At 63.3% G+C, this 18,044-nt stretch carries 16 protein-coding genes and 1 other RNA gene; 5 read left to right on the top strand and 12 right to left on the bottom strand.

Annotation, left to right across the window (positions count from 1 at the left end; all coding sequences use genetic code 11):
• Positions 1 to 14 precede the first annotated feature (14 nt).
• On the bottom strand, positions 15 to 1,160 hold the full coding sequence (carA, locus tag F8A90_RS00675; RefSeq protein ID WP_200018429.1) for a glutamine-hydrolyzing carbamoyl-phosphate synthase small subunit: 1,146 nt from the start codon (positions 1,158 to 1,160) through the stop codon (positions 15 to 17).
• Between the two features lie 601 nt (positions 1,161 to 1,761).
• Positions 1,762 to 2,568 carry a 4-hydroxy-tetrahydrodipicolinate reductase gene (dapB, locus tag F8A90_RS00670; protein ID WP_200018427.1) on the bottom strand — a complete coding sequence of 269 codons (807 nt, stop codon included), beginning with the start codon at positions 2,566 to 2,568 and terminating at the stop codon, positions 1,762 to 1,764.
• 211 nt (positions 2,569 to 2,779) lie between these two features.
• Between dapB and F8A90_RS00665 the strand changes: the two genes are divergently transcribed.
• On the top strand, positions 2,780 to 3,808 hold the full coding sequence (locus tag F8A90_RS00665) for an esterase-like activity of phytase family protein (RefSeq protein WP_200018426.1): 1,029 nt from the start codon (positions 2,780 to 2,782) through the stop codon (positions 3,806 to 3,808).
• 123 nt (positions 3,809 to 3,931) lie between these two features.
• Here F8A90_RS00665 and dnaJ read toward each other — a convergent pair whose 3' ends face one another.
• The 3 genes from dnaJ to grpE all read right to left on the bottom strand — a co-directional run bounded on the left by dnaJ (position 3,932) and on the right by grpE (position 8,003).
• A complete protein-coding gene (gene dnaJ, locus F8A90_RS00660) occupies positions 3,932 to 5,083 on the bottom strand; it encodes a molecular chaperone DnaJ (RefSeq protein ID WP_166019028.1) in 1,152 nt (383 codons plus the stop codon).
• A gap of 169 nt (positions 5,084 to 5,252) precedes the next feature.
• Positions 5,253 to 7,175: a molecular chaperone DnaK gene (gene dnaK / locus F8A90_RS00655; protein WP_166019029.1), complete on the bottom strand. Its 1,923-nt coding sequence runs from the start codon at positions 7,173 to 7,175 to the stop codon at positions 5,253 to 5,255.
• Positions 7,176 to 7,379: 204 nt separating this feature from the next.
• Complete coding sequence (grpE, locus tag F8A90_RS00650) at positions 7,380 to 8,003, bottom strand: nucleotide exchange factor GrpE (protein ID WP_166019030.1); 624 nt, start codon at positions 8,001 to 8,003, stop codon at positions 7,380 to 7,382.
• 377 nt (positions 8,004 to 8,380) lie between these two features.
• Here grpE and recN point away from each other — a divergent pair, with 377 nt between their 5' ends.
• Complete coding sequence (gene recN / locus F8A90_RS00645) at positions 8,381 to 10,051, top strand: DNA repair protein RecN (protein ID WP_200018425.1); 1,671 nt, start codon at positions 8,381 to 8,383, stop codon at positions 10,049 to 10,051.
• A gap of 200 nt (positions 10,052 to 10,251) precedes the next feature.
• Here the strand turns inward: recN and fur are convergent, their stop codons facing one another.
• A complete protein-coding gene (fur, locus tag F8A90_RS00640) occupies positions 10,252 to 10,674 on the bottom strand; it encodes a ferric iron uptake transcriptional regulator (protein WP_043333352.1) in 423 nt (140 codons plus the stop codon).
• Positions 10,675 to 10,752: 78 nt separating this feature from the next.
• Between fur and F8A90_RS00635 the strand changes: the two genes are divergently transcribed.
• Positions 10,753 to 11,181 (top strand): outer membrane protein assembly factor BamE, encoded by a 429-nt coding sequence (locus tag F8A90_RS00635; protein WP_200018424.1) that lies wholly within the window; start codon positions 10,753 to 10,755, stop codon positions 11,179 to 11,181.
• 92 nt (positions 11,182 to 11,273) lie between these two features.
• Here F8A90_RS00635 and F8A90_RS00630 read toward each other — a convergent pair whose 3' ends face one another.
• Together F8A90_RS00630 and F8A90_RS00625 are read right to left on the bottom strand one after the other, a co-directional pair.
• Positions 11,274 to 11,585 carry an RnfH family protein gene (locus tag F8A90_RS00630; protein WP_200018422.1) on the bottom strand — a complete coding sequence of 104 codons (312 nt, stop codon included), beginning with the start codon at positions 11,583 to 11,585 and terminating at the stop codon, positions 11,274 to 11,276.
• Between the two features lie 69 nt (positions 11,586 to 11,654).
• On the bottom strand, positions 11,655 to 12,092 hold the full coding sequence (locus F8A90_RS00625; protein WP_043333347.1) for a type II toxin-antitoxin system RatA family toxin: 438 nt from the start codon (positions 12,090 to 12,092) through the stop codon (positions 11,655 to 11,657).
• Positions 12,093 to 12,254: 162 nt separating this feature from the next.
• Here F8A90_RS00625 and smpB point away from each other — a divergent pair, with 162 nt between their 5' ends.
• Both smpB and ssrA read left to right on the top strand, forming a co-directional pair.
• On the top strand, positions 12,255 to 12,731 hold the full coding sequence (smpB, locus tag F8A90_RS00620; RefSeq protein ID WP_043333345.1) for an SsrA-binding protein SmpB: 477 nt from the start codon (positions 12,255 to 12,257) through the stop codon (positions 12,729 to 12,731).
• Between the two features lie 135 nt (positions 12,732 to 12,866).
• Positions 12,867 to 13,221: a transfer-messenger RNA gene (gene ssrA / locus F8A90_RS00615) on the top strand.
• Positions 13,222 to 13,386: 165 nt separating this feature from the next.
• On the opposite strand, the gene F8A90_RS00610 is transcribed toward ssrA, so the two are convergent.
• The 4 genes from F8A90_RS00610 to F8A90_RS00595 all read right to left on the bottom strand — a co-directional run bounded on the left by F8A90_RS00610 (position 13,387) and on the right by F8A90_RS00595 (position 17,704).
• Positions 13,387 to 14,244 (bottom strand): ABC transporter ATP-binding protein, encoded by an 858-nt coding sequence (locus F8A90_RS00610; protein WP_200019812.1) that lies wholly within the window; start codon positions 14,242 to 14,244, stop codon positions 13,387 to 13,389.
• 152 nt (positions 14,245 to 14,396) lie between these two features.
• Complete coding sequence (locus tag F8A90_RS00605; protein WP_166019034.1) at positions 14,397 to 15,455, bottom strand: FecCD family ABC transporter permease; 1,059 nt, start codon at positions 15,453 to 15,455, stop codon at positions 14,397 to 14,399.
• Positions 15,456 to 15,593: 138 nt separating this feature from the next.
• Positions 15,594 to 16,562 (bottom strand): FecCD family ABC transporter permease, encoded by a 969-nt coding sequence (locus F8A90_RS00600; RefSeq protein WP_233593618.1) that lies wholly within the window; start codon positions 16,560 to 16,562, stop codon positions 15,594 to 15,596.
• A gap of 176 nt (positions 16,563 to 16,738) precedes the next feature.
• The gene (locus F8A90_RS00595) at positions 16,739 to 17,704 is read right to left on the bottom strand and encodes an ABC transporter substrate-binding protein (protein ID WP_233593382.1); all 966 of its coding nucleotides are present in this window, start codon (positions 17,702 to 17,704) and stop codon (positions 16,739 to 16,741) included.
• Positions 17,705 to 18,044: the final 340 nt, after the last annotated feature.

Genomic DNA, 18,044 nt, shown 5'->3' with positions numbered 1-18,044 from the left:
GGCCTGCGCTCGGCTCAGCGTCGCGCGCGCATCATCTCGATGAAACGATCGAACAGCGGGGCGACGTCCTGCGGGCCGGGACTGGCTTCCGGGTGACCCTGGAAGCTGAAGGCCGGGCGGTCGGTGCGCTCGATGCCCTGCAGGCTACCGTCAAACAGCGACTTGTGCGTCGCGCGCAGGCTGCTCGGCATGCCCGCTTCATCCACTGCGAAGCCGTGGTTCTGGCTGGTGATCATCACCACACCGCTGTCGAGGTCCTGTACCGGGTGGTTGGCACCGTGATGACCGTGGCCCATCTTGACCGTGGTCGCGCCGGAGGCCAGTGCCAGCAGCTGGTGACCCAGGCAGATGCCGAAGACCGGCGTGTCGGTCTCGAGCACTTCACGAATCGCGGTGATGGCGTAGTCGCAGGGCTCGGGGTCGCCCGGGCCGTTGGACAGGAAGACGCCATCCGGGTTGAGCGCCAGCACCTCAGCGGCAGGCGTCTGAGCCGGCACGACGGTCAGGCGGCAGCCGCGGGATGCCAGCATGCGCAGGATGTTGTGCTTGACGCCGTAGTCGTAGGCGACCACGTGGAAGGGACGCTCGGACTCACGGGTATCAGCGTAGCCTTCGCCCAGTGTCCATTCGCCTTCGTGCCACTCGAACTGCTCGCTGCAGGAGGCTTCCTTGGCCAGGTCCATGCCCTTCAGACCCGGGAAGGCGCGTGCCGCTTCCAGCGCGCGTTCGACGGCATCATCACCCTGGGCATCTTCACCGGCGAGGATGGCACCGTTCAGGGAGCCCTTCTCGCGCAGGATGCGCGTCAGGCGACGCGTATCGATGTCAGCGATGCCGACGACATTCTCGTCGCGCAGGTACTGATCGAGGGAGCGAGTGGAACGGAAGTTGCTGGCCAGCAGCGGGAGGTCGCGGATGACCAGGCCGGCGGCCGCGACATGATCGGACTCGGTATCCTCGTCGTTGATGCCGGTATTGCCGATGTGCGGATACGTCAGAGTGACGATCTGTCGGGTGTAGGAGGGATCGGTCAGGATTTCCTGGTAGCCGGTCATGGCGGTGTTGAACACCACCTCGCCGCTGGTCTGCCCATCAGCACCGATGGCGCTGCCGTGAAATACACTGCCGTCTTCCAAGGCCAGTATCGCGGGTTTGATCAACGCAACGTCCTCCCCATAGTGTCCACTTTCCTGCCCGGAATCCGCGGTCGAACACCGGACATGCTGCTTGATTATCGTGCTCGGCATTCGCCGAGCCTGTGTCCCGCTGCCGACTTCTGCCGAGAGTCTGTCACTGGACAGACGTGCGCCAGAAGCGGCAAATTCAGGTTGCAAAAAAGCGGGACGAAACCGAAAAATCAGGTTTCATCCCGCTTGTTATCATTCTTCGGAATGCTGCTGGCCCGAGCGCTGCCAAAACGGCAACCAATAGGGCGGCCAAGAACGTGGCCAAATTGGGTAGAGATTACCGGAATCCTTGAGTGCTGACCACCCCGCGCATGCCCCGCCAACAGGCGACAAGGCCCACGATACGGTCGTTTCGTCGCTGCGGTCAGCTTGACGAAACCCTTGGCCAAGCCAGGACACTGCACACCGCTTGTAAAGCGAAGCAGTCCAGCGGCACAAGGCGGCCCTGGTGGCTCACACTTGCGCCGCATCCTGCCCACCGAGACAGCTTTCAAGAAATTCTCCTGAATGTCGCCAGACTGTCATCTCAGCGCTTCGCTCTCCATTTCGCTCCCCACGTTGCTCTCCACTTCGCTCACTTGAGCCCCAGCACATCCTGCATGTCATAACGGCCGACTTCACGCCCTGACAACCATTCGGCTGCACGTGCCGCGCCCTTGGCGAACGTCATGCGGCTGGACGCCTTGTGGGTGATCTCGATGCGCTCGCCTTCGGTGGCGAACATCACGGTGTGCTCACCGACGATGTCACCGGCACGCACGGTGGCGAAGCCGATTTCCTTGTCGGTACGCGGGCCGCACTGACCTTCACGCGCGAAGACACCGTGGGTGGCGAGGTCACGCCCGATGGCATGTGCCACGGCTTCGCCCATCGCCAGCGCCGTGCCGGAGGGGGCATCGACCTTGTGACGGTGGTGCGCCTCGATGATCTCGATGTCGTAGCCGGCATCGCCCAAGGCACGCGCGGCGGTCTCCAGCAGCTTGAGGGTCAGGTTGACGCCGGAACTCATGTTGGCCGCGAACACGAAGGGCACGCTGTCACGGTAGCCATCCAGCTGCTCGAGCTGCTCCGGCGTGAAACCGGTCGTGCCGATCACCATGCGCTTGCCGTGCTTGGCACACAGCGCCAGATTGGCCAGCGTCACTTGCGGTGCGGTGAAGTCGATCACCACATCGAAGTCATCCACCACGGCAGCCAGACTGTCGCTGGCGACCACGCCCAGACGGCCTTGACCCGCCAGCTCACCGATGTCGACGCCCGCCAGGGAGCTGCCGGATTCGACGATGCCCGCCGCCAGCGACAGACCTTCCACTGCACCGACGGCCTCGACCAACGTGCGTCCCATGCGTCCGGCGACGCCCATGATTGCGATACGGGTCATGCTGACTCCTGCCTGTTGTGGGTCTTGAGGGTGACAGCCCGCGAGAATGCCCCGAGCGTGCCACCGGTACTGTGCCGACGAGTATATCAGCCGCCTGCAGCGTTGGCTGACGTCATGTATTTGTGCCGGTTACGCGCTAGAGTAGCCTCGTACCAAGTTGTCTCCTGTTGATCGTCATTTTTCTCATCACTGCTCAGTCTCCGGAGTCAGCATGCCTGCACGCCAATCCATCGCCTCGCGCCGCTGGCGCATGCTTCAGACCATCGCTGCCACCACGGCGCTTGCCGGCCTGTTGAGCGCCTGCGGCGTTCACCCGCGCCCCTACACGCTGGCATCGCCGGAACAGAAGAGCGAGTTCCCGGAAATCCAGTGGTGCGGCACGCTCAGGTTGCCGGGCAAGTGGTTGGATGACACTCCCGTCGGTGGCCTGTCGGACATCGGCTGGGATCAGGACGAGTCACTGCTGTATGCCGTGTCGGACCGCGGCTGGCTGCATCGTCTGCGCCTCGCCTTCCGCCATGGTGAGTTGGTCGGGGCCAAGGCGCTCAATACCTACACCCTGCGCGACGAGACCGATGTCTCGCTGCGCGGCACCCTCAGTGACGCCGAAGGCCTGCAGCTGCTACGCGCGAACAATGACCGCCGCGGCGACTCCCGCCTGGTGATCAGCTTCGAGCAGCAGCCACGCGTCGAACACTTCCTGCCCAGCGGCCTTGCCGTCAATGAGCCCTTCACCCCGATGGGCGCGCGTGGTGCGGCACCCAACAACGGCATGGAAGCCCTGACCCTGCATCCGAAATACGGTCTGCTCGCCGGGCTGGAAGCCACGCCGGAGGGCATGAGCGAGGGCATGACGCGCATCTTCAGCCTCGATGACAAGCACGAGTGGAGCTACCCGCTGGCCAGCGATACCGGCTCGAGTCTGACCGCGATGGAGATGCTGCCCGATGGTGACATGCTGATGCTGGAGCGCGCCTTCTCGCCACCCTTCCCACTGGTGATCAGTCTGCGCCGCGCGCACCTCGGCGAACCCGGCACCCAGGCCGAGGTGCGCACCCTGGCACGCCTGTCGAGTGGCGATGGCTGGTCGCTGGACAACTTCGAAGGACTGACGCACCTGGAAGGCAATCGCTTCCTGATGATCTCGGATGACAATTTCAGCAGCTTCCAGACCACGCTGCTGAGCTGCTTTGCCGTCATCGAACCCGAGGCCTTCACGGCTGAAACGGCGCCGGAATAGTCGCATCCCGGACTGAGCTACCAGGCCTGAAACGCGAGAGCCCCGCACTCGATGAATCGAGTGCGGGGCTCTCTTGCATGAAGGCCATCCACGGGACTGGCCCGCGGACGGCAAGGCAGATGCCTAGGGCTTCATGTCTTCGAAGAACTTCTTCACGCCATCGAAGAAGCTGTTCTCCTTCGGTGAATGGCTCTTGCCGGTATCACCGAGGCTCTGCTGGAACTGACGCAGCAGCTCCTTCTGCTCTTCATTCAGGCTGACCGGGGTCTCGATGACCACCTTGCACAACAGGTCCCCGGCGGGGCCGCCGCGCACCGGCTTGACACCCTTGCCGCGCAGACGGAACAGCTTGCCGGTCTGGGTCTCGGCCGGAATCTTCAGCACGACACGTCCGTCGAGAGTAGGCACGTTGAGCTCGCCGCCCAGCGCCGCATCGACGAAGCTGATCGGCACTTCACACTGCAGGTGACGACCATCGCGCTTGAAGATATCGTGCTCGCGCAGGTTGACCTGCACATACAGATCACCTGACGGCCCGCCGTTGACACCGCCCTCGCCTTCGCCGTTCAGACGGATACGATCGCCGGTGTCGACGCCCGGCGGAATCTTGACCGAGAGGGTCTTGGATTCCTGGACGCGGCCTTCGCCGTGACACTTGCGACACGGCACGCTGATCTTCTCGCCACGACCGTGGCAGGTCGGACACGCCTGCTCGACCGCGAAGAAGCCCTGCTGCATGCGCACCTTGCCCATGCCATTGCAGGTCGGGCAGGTTTCCTTGCTGGAACCCGGCTCGGCACCATCGCCATCGCAGTGGCCACAGGCGGCCAGACGCGGCACGCGGATATCGACCGTGGTACCGGCAACCGCCGATTCCAGATCGAGATCCAGGTTGTAACGCAGGTCGCTGCCGCGCTGCGGAGCGTTCGGGTTGCGACGACCACCGCCGCCACCGAAGATGTCACCGAAGACATCGCCGAACACATCGCCGAAGCCGCCGGCACCACCACCGCCAAAGCCGCCGCCACCGAAGCCACCGCCGCCCTGACCATCGACACCGGCATGACCGAACTGGTCATAGGCGGCGCGCTTGTCAGCATCGGACAGCACTTCGTAGGCTTCAGAGACTTCACGGAACTTCTCGGCCGAAGTTTCATCATCCGGGTTACGGTCCGGGTGATGCTTCTGGGCCAGGCGTCGGTACGCCTTCTTGATGTCCTTGGTGTCGGCGCCACGCTCGACACCAAGCACTTCGTAATAATCACGCTTGGACATGGATCAGGTCCGCCTGGATTGCTGGCAGCCTGAGGCTGCCGGTCTGTTCTGGAATGCCGGTTGTCACCGGTGGCTTGCGGCCAGCGCAAGGCGCCACCGATGCAAACGACAACGCGGGACACCTTCACAAGGCTCCCGCGCTGTCATCAGACGTCGTTCAAGAAATCCCTCAGGACTTCTTGTCGTCGTTGACTTCCTCGTACTCGGCGTCAACCACGTCGTCGTCCTGCTTCTTGCCAGCCTGACCTTCGGCAGCCTGCTCACCCTGGGCGCCCTGCTCGGCGTAGAGCTTCTGCGCCAGGTTGCCGGACGCTTCGGTCAGTGCATCCAGCTTGGCCTGGATCGCATCCTTGTCGTCGCCTTTCAGGGCTTCTTCCAGCTCGGAGATCGCCGTCTCGATGGCTTCCTTCTCGCTGGCTTCGGCCTTGTCACCGGCTTCGGTCAGGGTCTTCTTGGTCGCGTGAATCATGCCGTCGGCCTGATTGCGCAGCTGGACCATTTCCTCGAACTTCTTGTCTTCGTCGGCGTTGGCTTCCGCGTCACGCACCATCTGTTCGATCTCTTCGTCGGACAGGCCGCCGGAAGACTTGATGACGATGGACTGTTCCTTGCCGGTCGCCTTGTCCTTGGCGGACACGTTCAGGATACCGTTGGCATCCAGGTCGAAGGCGACTTCGATCTGCGGCACGCCGCGCGGTGCCGGCGGAATGTCGGCCAGGTCGAAGCGACCCAGAGACTTGTTCTGCGCGGCCTGCTTGCGCTCACCCTGCAGGACGTGGATGGTCACCGCGCCCTGGTTGTCGTCAGCGGTGGAGAACACCTGAGACTTCTTGGTCGGGATGGTGGTGTTCTTCTCGATCAGCGGCGTCAGCACGCCACCCATGGTCTCGATACCAAGGGTCAGCGGCGTCACGTCCAGCAGCAGCACGTCCTTGACGTCGCCACCCAGCACGCCGCCCTGGATACCAGCACCGACAGCGACCGCTTCATCCGGGTTGACGTCCTTGCGCGCTTCCTTGCCGAAGAACTCGGCCACCTTGGACTGCACCAGCGGCATACGGGTCTGACCACCGACCAGGATGACGTCGTCGATCTCGGAGGCGGACAGGCCAGCGTCGGACAGTGCGGTCTGGCACGGCTTCAGAGAGCGTGCGACCAGGTCGTCGACCAGAGACTCGAGCTTGGAACGGGTCACCTTGACGTTCAGGTGCTTCGGACCGGTATTGTCAGCCGTGATGTACGGCAGGTTCACGTCGGTCTGCTGCGCGCTGGACAGCTCGATCTTGGCCTTCTCGGCGGCTTCCTTCAGACGCTGCATGGCGAGGTTGTCGCCGGACAGATCGATACCGCTGTCTGCCTTGAACTGGTCAACCAGGTAGTTGATCAGGTGCATGTCGAAATCTTCACCACCCAGGAAGGTGTCGCCGTTGGTGGCGAGCACTTCGAACTGGGTCTCACCGTCGACGTCGGCGACTTCGATGATGGAGATATCGAAGGTACCGCCGCCCAGGTCGTAGACCGCGATGGTCTTGTCGCCACGAGACTTGTCCATGCCGTAGGCGAGGGCTGCGGCAGTCGGCTCGTTGATGATGCGCTTGACGTCGAGACCCGCGATGCGGCCGGCGTCCTTGGTCGCCTGACGCTGGGAGTCGTTGAAGTAGGCCGGCACGGTGATGACGGCTTCGGTGACTTCTTCACCGAGGTAGTCTTCCGCAGTCTTCTTCATCTTCTTGAGGATTTCCGCACTGATCTGCGGCGGTGCCATCTTCTTGTCTTTCACCTGCACCCAGGCGTCGCCGTTGTCGGCTTCGACAATCTTGTACGGCACCATCTTGATGTCTTTCTGAACCACATCATCCTTGAACTTGCGACCGATCAGGCGCTTGACCGCGAAGAGAGTGTTCTCCGGGTTGGTCACTGCCTGACGCTTGGCCGACTGGCCGACCAGAATCTCGTTGTCGTCGGTGTAAGCGATGATGGACGGTGTGGTGCGACCGCCTTCAGCGTTTTCGATGACCTTGGTTTTCTCGCCGTCGAGCACTGCCACACAGGAGTTGGTAGTCCCCAAGTCAATACCGATGATGCGTCCCATAATCGTATACCTCGAATCTGTTGCTAGCCTGAAAGATAAGTCTGGATATCGGCACCTTGTGTCGGTGCCTGAACTTGTTTCTCTAGATGGGGTCGCGTGTCAGGGTTTCAAGACCCGGCCGGGCAAATTTTCCCGGGCCGGATCGCCCTGAGCCCCCCACAGGGCGCGATCCAACGCCGATCGGGCGTCGAGAGCGCGCAGGCCTCAGGAGGCCTTGCTGACTGCCACCATCGCCGGACGCACCAGGCGGCCATTGAGGGTGTAACCCTTCTGCATCACGTCGATGACGCTGTTCGGCTCCGCGTCCGGGGACGGCACCATGGCGACAGCCTGATGGTATTCCGGATCGAAGGGCTCGCCGTGCGGATCCAGCTGCTCGACGCCTGACTTGTTCAGGGCATCCAACTGCATTTTCAAGGTCATCTCGATGCCTTCGACGTGGGTCTTGGCCGCTTCGTCATCGGACATGGATTCCAGCGCCTTCTCGAGGGAATCCACCACCGGCAGCATTTCCTTGACGAACTTCTCCAGCGCGAACTTGCGCGCCTTCTCGGCGTCCTGCTCGGCACGACGGCGCGCGTTCTGCGCATCGGCAGCCGCACGCAGCGCCTGGTCCTTGGCTTCCTTGACGGCCTGCTCAAGCTCTTCGACCTGAGCGGCCAGCATCTCGGCCTCCGGGTTGTCCACCAGAGTGCCTTCGGCGCCGGTATCGTCGGCATCCAGTACGTTGTCGATCACTTCACCTTCCGGCGTTTCCGGCTGCGGCTCGGCATCGCGAGCGGCACGCTGAAGCTCTTCATCCATCGGGGTCTGCGGGTCCTGAGCCATGCTGATCTCCTGCGGGCCGACGTCTGTGCGCCATTGCCCTGATTCGTGGCCTGCTGAGTCTGTCGCGAAGCATCACGCGCACTGGGCTGACAGACAGGCCATGAGTTGCCTTGAGAGGCAGCAAGGCCAGGCCATTGCTGCCGACTGAAAGTGTCAGTGCCTCTATATGGGGACAGCACATCGCTTCTCAAGCCTTGCCGCGGGCTTTTCTCACCACTGAGTCCGGCATGGATTGAAGGCCACCCGAACGTGCTGTATAAAAAGCCATGTTCACTGTATAAACATACTGTATGGCGACACCGTAGCCCGCCCATCGAGTCCGGGTCCGCTGATGTTCTCCCAGCACGGCGTACGTCAAAGCCCCCTCGGAGGTAGTCATGCTGCTGCAACTCGCCATCCAAGATTTTGCCATCGTCGAAACGCTGGAACTCGATTTCCGCCGTGGCATGACCGCCATCACCGGCGAGACCGGTGCCGGCAAGTCCATCCTGCTCGGCGCCCTTGGCCTGTGCCTGGGCGAGCGCGCCGATGCCGGCAGCGTACGGCATGGCGCCGACCGCGCCGACCTCATCGCGCGTTTCGATATCAGTGACCTTGGCGACGCCCGTCAGTGGCTGGATGAGCGCGAACTGGGCAGCGATGACTGCCTGCTGCGTCGTGTCATCACTGCCAGCGGCCGCTCCAAGGCCTGGATCAACGGCACGCCCTGTACCATCGCCGACCTGCGCGAGCTGGGCGAGCACCTGATCGACATCCACTCCCAGCACGCCCACCACTCCCTGCTCAAGGAAGAGACGCATCTGCGTCAGCTCGACGAATATGCGGGCCTGGAGACTCAGGCTGCCCAGTTGCGCGAGGACTTCCGCCACTGGCAGGAGGCGCACCGGCGCCTCAAGCGCATGAGCAATGATGGCGATGAGGTGCGTGCACGTCGCCAGCTGCTGCGCTACCAGGTCGAGGAGCTCGATGAACTGGCGCTGTGCGAAGGGGAACTGGAAGCCCTGGAGCAGGAGCAGGAAACGCTGGCCAATGCCGAGCAGATTCTGGCCGAGGCGCAGTCCGCCGCCGAGTGCTGTGATCACGATGAAGAAGGTGCGTTGTCACGCCTCAATCAGGCCCTGGCCCGCCTGGCGCATCTGCCGGGCAACGAGCACGGCTCACTGGCCAGTGCGCTGGGCATGCTCGAGGAAGCGCGCATCCAGATAGAAGAAGCGGCGCGTGAGCTGCACCGCTTCGTGGAAGTCACCGAACTCGACCCCGAGCGCCTCGCCTTCGTCGATGAGCGCCTGAGCCGCATTCATCAGATCGCGCGCAAGCATCATGTGATGCCGGACGAGCTGCATGGCCTTCATCAGCGCCTGAGCGAAGAACTCGACGGCCTGGGTGGCGATGAGGAAGCCATTGAAGCCTTGCGCGAAGAAGTGGCTCAGCGTCGTGAGGCCTGGAAGGGGCTGGCGAGTGAAGTGAGCGCCAGACGCGCCACCGCCGCCCCGCAGCTGGCCAGCGACATCCAGGACCAGCTGGCCTTCCTTGGCATGGGCAAGGCCACCTTCGAGGTCGCCATCGAGGCGCGGGAGCGCCCGCAGCCGGAAGGCATGGAGCGTATCCACTTCCGCATCAGCGCCAACCCGGGCCAGCCGCCACGTGCGCTGGCCAAGGTCGCCTCCGGCGGTGAGCTGTCGCGTGTGTCGCTCGCCATCCAGGTCGTGGCCGCCAGCCGCTCGACCATCCCCAGCCTGGTCTTCGATGAAGTCGATGTCGGCATCTCCGGCGCCACCGCCGAGATCGTCGGCCAGCTGCTGCGTCGATTGGGCGACAAGGGCCAGGTGCTGACCGTCACGCACCTGCCGCAGGTCGCCGCACAGGCGCATCAGCACCTGCATATAGAGAAGCAGGCCGAGAAGGACACGACCCGCACCCATATGGCACTGCTGGATGAAAGCGGCCGCGTGCGCGAGCTGGCACGCATGCTGGGCGGCATCCACCTCTCCGAGCAGACCCTCGCCCATGCCCGCGAGATGCTCGGCGCTGCCGACAGCCGCCACTGAGCGCTGTCGTCAAAGTCGCCGTTCATGCACTGCCAGCGACGTCCATTCGTCCAATGATGCTCCTCAACAAGACGAACGCCAGAGTCATGGATCGAGAAAACATGAACGCCAGATACACGAACGGCCGCCCTCAGGGGCGGCCGTTCGTGTATCTGGCCGGAGAAGGCTCGCCGGCCACGTCATCCCTGACGCAACCCGCGTCAGCTATCGCTCTTGTCACCCTTGGGGCGCACGTAGAGCACTAGCGCATGTTCGACCAGCTCATAGCCGTGCTCCTCGACGATCTCGCGCTGACGGCGCTCGATCTCGGGATCACAGAACTCTATGATCTCGCCGCTGTCCAGACATACCATGTGGTCATGGTGTTCTTCCTGGGACAGTTCGAAGACGGCGTGACCGCCATCGAAGTTGTGACGCATCACCAGTCCCGCTGTTTCAAACTGGGTGAGCACACGATAAACCGTCGCCAGACCGACATCTTCGCCAGCCTCAAGCAACGCCTTGTACACGTCCTCGGCACTCAGGTGTCGATCCGTCGATTTCTCGAGGATCTGCAGGATCTTGACTCGCGGTAGGGTTACCTTGAGTCCCGCCTTGCGCAGTTCATGGTTCTGATCGGCCATGCTGGGGTACTCTTCGCAGTCGCTTGATGTATCAGGTATGATCGGCCAAGGCAAAACGATAGGGAATCTTCAGGGCAAATGCAAAACTTGATCAAAACAGTCGCCTTTTGCAGCGCCCTGTCGCTGCTCACCGGGTGCAGCTACTTCAGCGTCTACAAGCGCGACCTTCCTCAGGGCAACCTGATCAAGCCGGAAATGGTCGAGCAATTGAAGCCGGGCATGAGCCGCGAACAGGTCATCTACGTGATGGGCTCACCGCTGCTGACCGCCCCCTTCAGTGAGGATAGCTGGGATTACGTCTATCGCCTCAAGAAAGCGGATGGCGAAATCATCAACAAGCGCGTGACGTTGACCTTCGCAGGCGACTCACTCTCCAAAATCGACAAGAGTGGCGACATCGACCAGGAAACCGTCATCGTGCCGGACCTGGACATCGACCCTCGCGCGGCACAGCCTAACCGTGCTGAATCCAAGGCAGGCGCAGCCGACCTGCCTGAAGAGCGTTGATCACTGTCCTCTTCACTCAGTGACAAGCCAGAAAAACAGCGGGGCACCTCTCAAGGTGCCCCGCTGTTTTTGATGCTCACCTGCGCCTCGTCTCATTGACCGGCGCGAGCAGCCTTGTCGGCGCGCCGCTTGCGCGCAAGCTTGGGGTCGGTGATCAAGGCGCGATAGACCTCGACCCTATCCCCCGCGTCCAGCATATGCTCATCGGGCTTGCGCAGCGCCTTGCCGAAGATGCCCAGGTCCGCCTCGAGAAACACCTCGGCGGCAATCGTCGGAAAGTGCTGCTCCAGGCGCGCCATGCGCACGGCCTCGCGTGCCGTGGTGCCGGGGGCGACCGCCAGCGAGACGATCTTCTGCTTGTCGGGCAGCGCATAGGCCACCTCGACCGTGATTCTGTCTGTCATGTCTGCTCCTGTGCTCTCGCCACCTTTATATCACCTGCGCGGCGCTCCACCCTGGCCAACGGCCATGTGTCAGCGCTGGGTGTAGATCTGGTCAGCGCGGCGCGTGAAGGCCTCGACCATCTGAGCGGCGACCTGACTGAACAGCTTGCCGAACGCCATGCCCAGCAGGCGATTGCTGAACTCGAAGTCCATCTCCAGCGAGACCTTGCAGGCATCTTCGCCCAGCGGCGTGAACAGCCAGGTCCCCTGCAGACGCTTGAAGGGGCCATCGACCAGGTTCAGCTCAATCCGCTCGGGGGCATACAGGTCATTGCGCGTGACGAAGCTCTGCTGCATGCCTGCCTTGGACAGGGTGAGCCTGCCCTTGAGATGGTCCTCATCACGTTCCAGCAATTCCGCGTTGCTGCAGCCGGACAGGAATTCGGGATAACGCTCGAAATCATTGACCAGATCGAACATTGCCCGGGCCGAATGCCGCACCAGGGCAGACCGGTTGACCGTAGGCATCTAGCTCTCCGCTGACTTGGATACGCAGCATGCGTATCATGAACAATGGGCCGGCGCATGAAGTGCCGTCTGGCCTTGAATGGTAACACGCCTCCCCCCATCCAGAAGGATGTGCCATATCCACACTGGATGACGGCAGGCGCACACGACAAATGAGGCAACATGGGCAAGAAAAAGAAACCCGAACAGGGCGGCAACCTGATCGCCCAGAACAAGAAGGCACGCCACGAGTACCACATCGAGGAAACCTTCGAAGCGGGTCTGGTACTGGCAGGCTGGGAAGTGAAGGCGCTGCGCGCAGGCAAGGGCCAGCTGACCGACACCTATATCGTGATCAAGAATGCCGAAGCCTGGCTGCTGGGCTGCCACATCCACCCGCTGGAAACCGCCAACACCCACGCGGTGGCGGACCCGCAGCGCACGCGCAAGCTGCTGTTGCACAAGAAGCAGATCGCACGCATCTTCTCGCGCACCCAGGACAAGGGCCACACCTGTGTGCCGGTCAAGCTGTACTGGAAGAATGCGATCGTGAAGTGCGAGATCGCGCTGGTGGAGGGCAAGAAGCTGCACGACAAGCGCGCCACCGAGAAAGACCGTGACTGGAACCGTCAGAAAGCCCGTATCCTGCGCGACCGCTGAGGACAGCGTGAGGAGGCTCACGCCAGCAAGCTACTGTCAGGTCAGAAATTTTCCTGAACGCTTGAACTGGCGTAGCACAGTCCCCACCTGTTATGATGAAGACGTAGCAACGCAGTAAAGTGGTAACACTGTTATGGGGGCGTTCTGGCATTCGACGCTGGTGGCAAACCCTGAGGTGCATGCCGAGATCGTAACGTATCTCGTAAATAAAACGTTGCAAATATATAGTCGCAAACGACGACAACTACGCTCTAGCTGCATAAGCTGCTCATGATACCGTTGCGCCTGTTCAAGGTGGATTGAGAACGAGCCCGTATAAACAGGATCGTCTTGGCCGACGTCTCTAAGGTCGAGATTAAAACTCAGAGAATCGCATTGCTGTAGCCTGTTCATTGGCGGCAGTGGTGTTAAATCAAATAATGAAACTAAGCATGTAGAGCCGAAGGCGGAGTGCCGGCGGACACGGGTTCGACTCCCGTCGCCTCCACCATATCCGTGACAGAAAGGCCTCCCTTCGGGGAGGCCTTTCTGTTTCTGGGCGTTCTATTCCGGCTGGCCTATTCTGCCAGGCAGACCACTCTCTCAGGCCTGCTCAAGGCCAGGCAGCGGCTACGCAGGCGTCACGGCGCCTGCCATAGCCACCGCCTCGGGCTCATCAGGTCGCACTGCCACTCAGACGCTCGCTGGTGCGGCGTACGCCGATCAGCAGCGGTGTGCCGGTGTCCGGATCGGGGATCAAACGACACTCGACGCCATAGAGCTTGCGCACCAGCTCCGGCGTCACCACCTCGGCGGGCGCGCCCTCGGCAATCACGTGGCCGGCGTGCATGGCCACGATGTGGTCGGCATAGCGGCAGGCGCTGGCCAGATCATGCACCACCATCACGATGGTCTTGCCCTCCTCATGGGCCAGACGCTGGATCAGCTCGAAGACCTCGATCTGGTGGCCGAGATCCAGCGCCGAGGTCGGCTCATCCAGCAGCAGCAAGGGTGTCTGCTGTGCCAGCGCCATGGCGATCCAGGCGCGCTGACGCTGCCCACCGGACATCGACGCCAGCTCACGGTCCGCCAGGCGCTCGATATCGGCGGCGGCCATCGCCTCGGCCACCAGGCGCTGATCCTCCTCAGACCACTGACTCAGCGCCCCCTGATAGGGCTGGCGGCCGAAGCGCACCAGCTCATGCACCGTCACCCCCTCGGGCGAGTGCGTCTCCTGGGGCAGCAGGGCGATACGCTGTGCCACTTCACGCCGCTTGTAGGCATGAATGTCCTTGCCCTCCAGCAGCACCGCGCCTGACTCAGGCAATTGCAGGCGAGCCAGCCCTGCCAGCAGTGTCGACTTGCCGCAGCCGTTGGGGCCGACGATCGCGGTCACCTTGCCGTCGGGCAGCCCCAGGGTCAGCGAGTCGATCACGGTGACATGGCGCTGGCGCGCCCCGTAGCCCAGCGACAGCTCTTTCGCTCGCAGGGTATCGGTGGTAGCCGCGGCGTGGCGATCGGCCGGGGAATTCATCGCTCGCGGATCAAGCATCGTCTCAGCGCTCATGGCGCACTCTCCTGATACATCATCGGCCGCTAAAACATCATCAGCCGCTGAAACTTGTCGTACGACGCTGAGCGGCAAGGGTTGGCCCTGGCCGCTCAGCAGGAAAATAGGGGCAACGCCTAGCGTGGGCTGCGCAGCAGTATCCACAGCAGATAAGGGCTGCCGACCACGGCCATCACGATACCCACCGGGATTTCCAGCGGCGACAGCAGGGTGCGACCGGCGAGGTCTGCCAGCACCATCACCAGCGCGCCGGCCAGCGCCGAAGCCAGCAGCGGCACGCCCTTGTGACGCGACAGATAGCGTGCGATCTCGGGCCCCACCAGTGCCACCATGCCTACCGGCCCGGCCACTGCAACGGCCGCCGCCGTCAACACGACCGACAGCCACAGCGTGATCAGGCGCACTCGCGAGACCGGCTGTCCCAGCCCCGTCGCCACGCGGTCAGTGAAACGCAGCGTATTCAGCCCGCGCCCCAGCCACAGCGCGATCGGCACGCCGATCAGCAGTGCCAGCCCCAGCCAGGTGAGCGAATCGGCGTCACGCGCGTTGAGGCTGCCGACCGTCCACGGGTAGGCACTGTTGGCGACATCGATGGAGACTCTTGCCAGCATCAGCTGTGTCCCGGCACCGAACAGCGCTCCGACCCCGATACCGGCCACCAGGAAGCGATAACCGCGCGTGCCGATGCCACCGGAGAGCCCGAAGGCCAGCGCAGTGGCGATCACGGCGCCGCTCAACGCCATCACCGGCGGCGCCAGCGAGATGCCCATCCCCACTACGGAAGCCACCGCGAAGGCGGTCGCACCGTTGTCGATGCCGATGATGCCGGGTGTCGCCAGACGGTTGCCGGCCAGGGTCTGCATCAGACAGCCCGCCAGCGAGAAGGCAGCGCCCGTGGCGATACCAGCCAGCAGGCGCGGCAGACGTAGTTCCTGTACCACGAAGACGGTGGCGAACTCGCCGTGCCCGAAGGCCGCCTTGAAGGCATCCCACGGCCCAAGGCCGGCACTGCCCAGCATCAGCGAGGCGACACTGGCCATCAGCAGCGCCAGCAGCAGTATTCCGGCCGCCAGCAACGGTGCACGCAACAGCAGCAGGGACAGCTTGCCATGTCGCCACCAGAGCGTGCCGGTGGGGGCCGAGCGAAGGGGATCAAGCGGTGAAGGTCTAGACATCATCGATTCCAAACAAGGCCCTGTCAGGACAACGCCTGACAGGGCCGGTCGATTCAAGCAATGAGGCGATGGCGCCGGCATGCGCGCCAACCTGGCCTCCATCATCGTTCACGCCGCAAGCGCCAGAGGCACCAGCCACTACAGGGCGGGCAGACGACGGGCACGCACCACGGCGATCAGCACGGGCGCGCCCATCAGGGTCGTCAGCACCCCCAGCGGCAGCTCCGAAGGCGGCACGACCAGCCGCGAGACCACATCGGCGCTCAGCAGCATGGTCACCCCCAGCGGCAGGCACAGCCACAGCGTGCGCCGCACATCAGCGCCGCAAAGCGCTCGCGCCACATAGGGCACGGCGAGGCCGACGAAGGCCACCGGCCCTGCCAAGGCCGTCGAGGCACCGACCAGCAGCGCCACCACCAGGATCGCGACCTTGCGCACGCGCTTGGGATGATGGCCCAGACCACTGGCGACCTGCTCACCCAGCACCATCGCGGAGAGCGGCCGAGCCAGCCACAGCGTCAGCAGCACCGCGAGCAGGATGCTGGGCAGGCTGCTGTACAGCGCCTCCAGCGAGCGTCCGGCCAGACTGCCGATCACCCAGAAGCGGATCTCGTCGGCCGCGCGCTGGTCGATCAGCAAGGCCAGAGACGTCAGCGCCACCAGCAGGCTCGACAATGCCGCCCCGGCCAGCACCAGGCGCACCGGGTCCTGACGTGCGCCGCTCATCCGCACGGTGCTCATCACGAACAGGCAACCCAGCAGCGCACCACTCTGCGCCACCATCACATGCATGCCGGTCGCTTCCATCCCCAGCAACAAGGCCACGGCCACGGCAAAGGAGGCCCCGGCACTCACGCCCAGCAAGCCCGGCTCCGCCAGCGGATTGCGTGCTACTACCTGCATCAGGGCACCACCACAGGCGAGCATCATGCCGACCACCATGCCGATCAGGGTACGCGGCGCGCGCAGCTCGAGCACCACGAAGCGCGCCTGATCACTGCCCTGTCCGGCCAGCACCTGCAGCGCCTGCCAGGGGCCGACATCGCCAGCCCCCCACAGCAGGCTGGCCAGACAGGTCAGTAGGGCGCTCAGGCAGGCCAGTGGCATCACCTGACGCAACGCAAGACGCCCGGAGACCTTGTGGGTCATCCGGGCGGCATATGCGCGTGGCCTGCGGACCTGGGGAGAGGTCTCTTCAGCCTGCATACCACCTCCCGCGTCGCGGTTGCGGGAGGTCCCCTGCCTGCGCAGGGGTCAAACGTCGTGCACCGACATGACTGCGACTAGCCATCATCGCGCGCCCGATCGATGTCCTTCAGCAGTGCTTCTGCTGCCAGCGGGCCGCTGGCGCTGGTCCACAGCTGGCCATTCACGCCGACCAGACTGTCGCGATCCGCTGTCTCGAGTCGCTGGAAGGCCGGTTCTGCCGCCAAGGCCTCTACCGCCGCATCAGAGGAATCGTCCATGGTGGCGAGGAAGATGGTCTGCGCATCGATGCGCGCCATGTTCTCGTCGCTGAGCGGATCGGAATGCGGGCGTCCCGGCTTGACCAGATCACCACCGACCAGCTCATAGCCGCTGGCCGCTATCAGGCCGGTCGCGAACAGCTGGTCGGACATCGCCATCAGGCCACCCGGCATGCGACGCACCAGGCTGGCGGTTTGCGGGGTGGTCATCTCGGCCTTCAGACGCGCGGCATGCGCGTCGATGGCGGCCAGACGTGTCTCGAGTTCCGCTTCGGCCGTCTCGCCCAGCGCCTCGGCATAGACGCGACTCTGCTCCTTCCAGCCCTGCTGGCTCAGCGCTGAAGCGCTCGGCACGATGGTTGGCGCCAGACGTGACATCAGCTGGTACTGGGTCTTGTCGAGGCCCGGCGGCGCCAGGATCAGGTCCGGCTTGAGCGCGACGATCGCCTCGAGATTGAATTCACGTGGCGTACCGATGATCTTGATGTCCGGCACCTGCGACTGGATATAGCTCGCCACGCCATCACCGCCACGCGTGGTCACGGCACCCAGCGGCGTCACCTGACTGGCGACAGCCACATCCAGCGCGCCTTCGTACAGGGTGACGACACGCTGCGGCGTGCCTTCGATATCCAGCTCACCGTAGGCCGTCTCGACACTGCGTGCCTCGGCAGACAGGGAAGCCCCCATCAGCGCTACCGCCAAGGTCGCCATCAGGCCCTGTTTGAACCATGCAGGCCGGGTCATGCCACGAGCAGTAAAAGCAGTCGACGAGACGGTCATGCAGTACTCCGAAATGAAGGAAATGATCTCGCACTCAAGCGAAGGCAGACGTGGCCCTACGCAGGGCGATACCGCAAGGCCCTCTGTGCGCATGACTATCACACCTGAACAACGAATAATAATCAATCGCAACAATACCGACTCATCCTGCAACTCACCACACCAGTTCATGCAACGCGACATTGCAACATCCTGCGTGGCAGCAAATCCCGGTTCTCCCCCGACCAGCGCCAGAAGACCTTGAAGGATGGCGGCGCCTGCCGCAGGCTGTGCGCAAGAATGTCTCTGGCGGAGGCCCCGCAGGGGTTGGGATAGCACCAAGTGCCCCGATAACTGAGGG

Origin of the sequence: Cobetia sp. cqz5-12 (assembly GCF_016495405.1) — a bacterium.
In the GTDB taxonomy this organism is placed as follows: domain Bacteria; phylum Pseudomonadota; class Gammaproteobacteria; order Pseudomonadales; family Halomonadaceae; genus Cobetia.
This window is presented reverse-complemented; position numbering and strand designations above follow the sequence as displayed.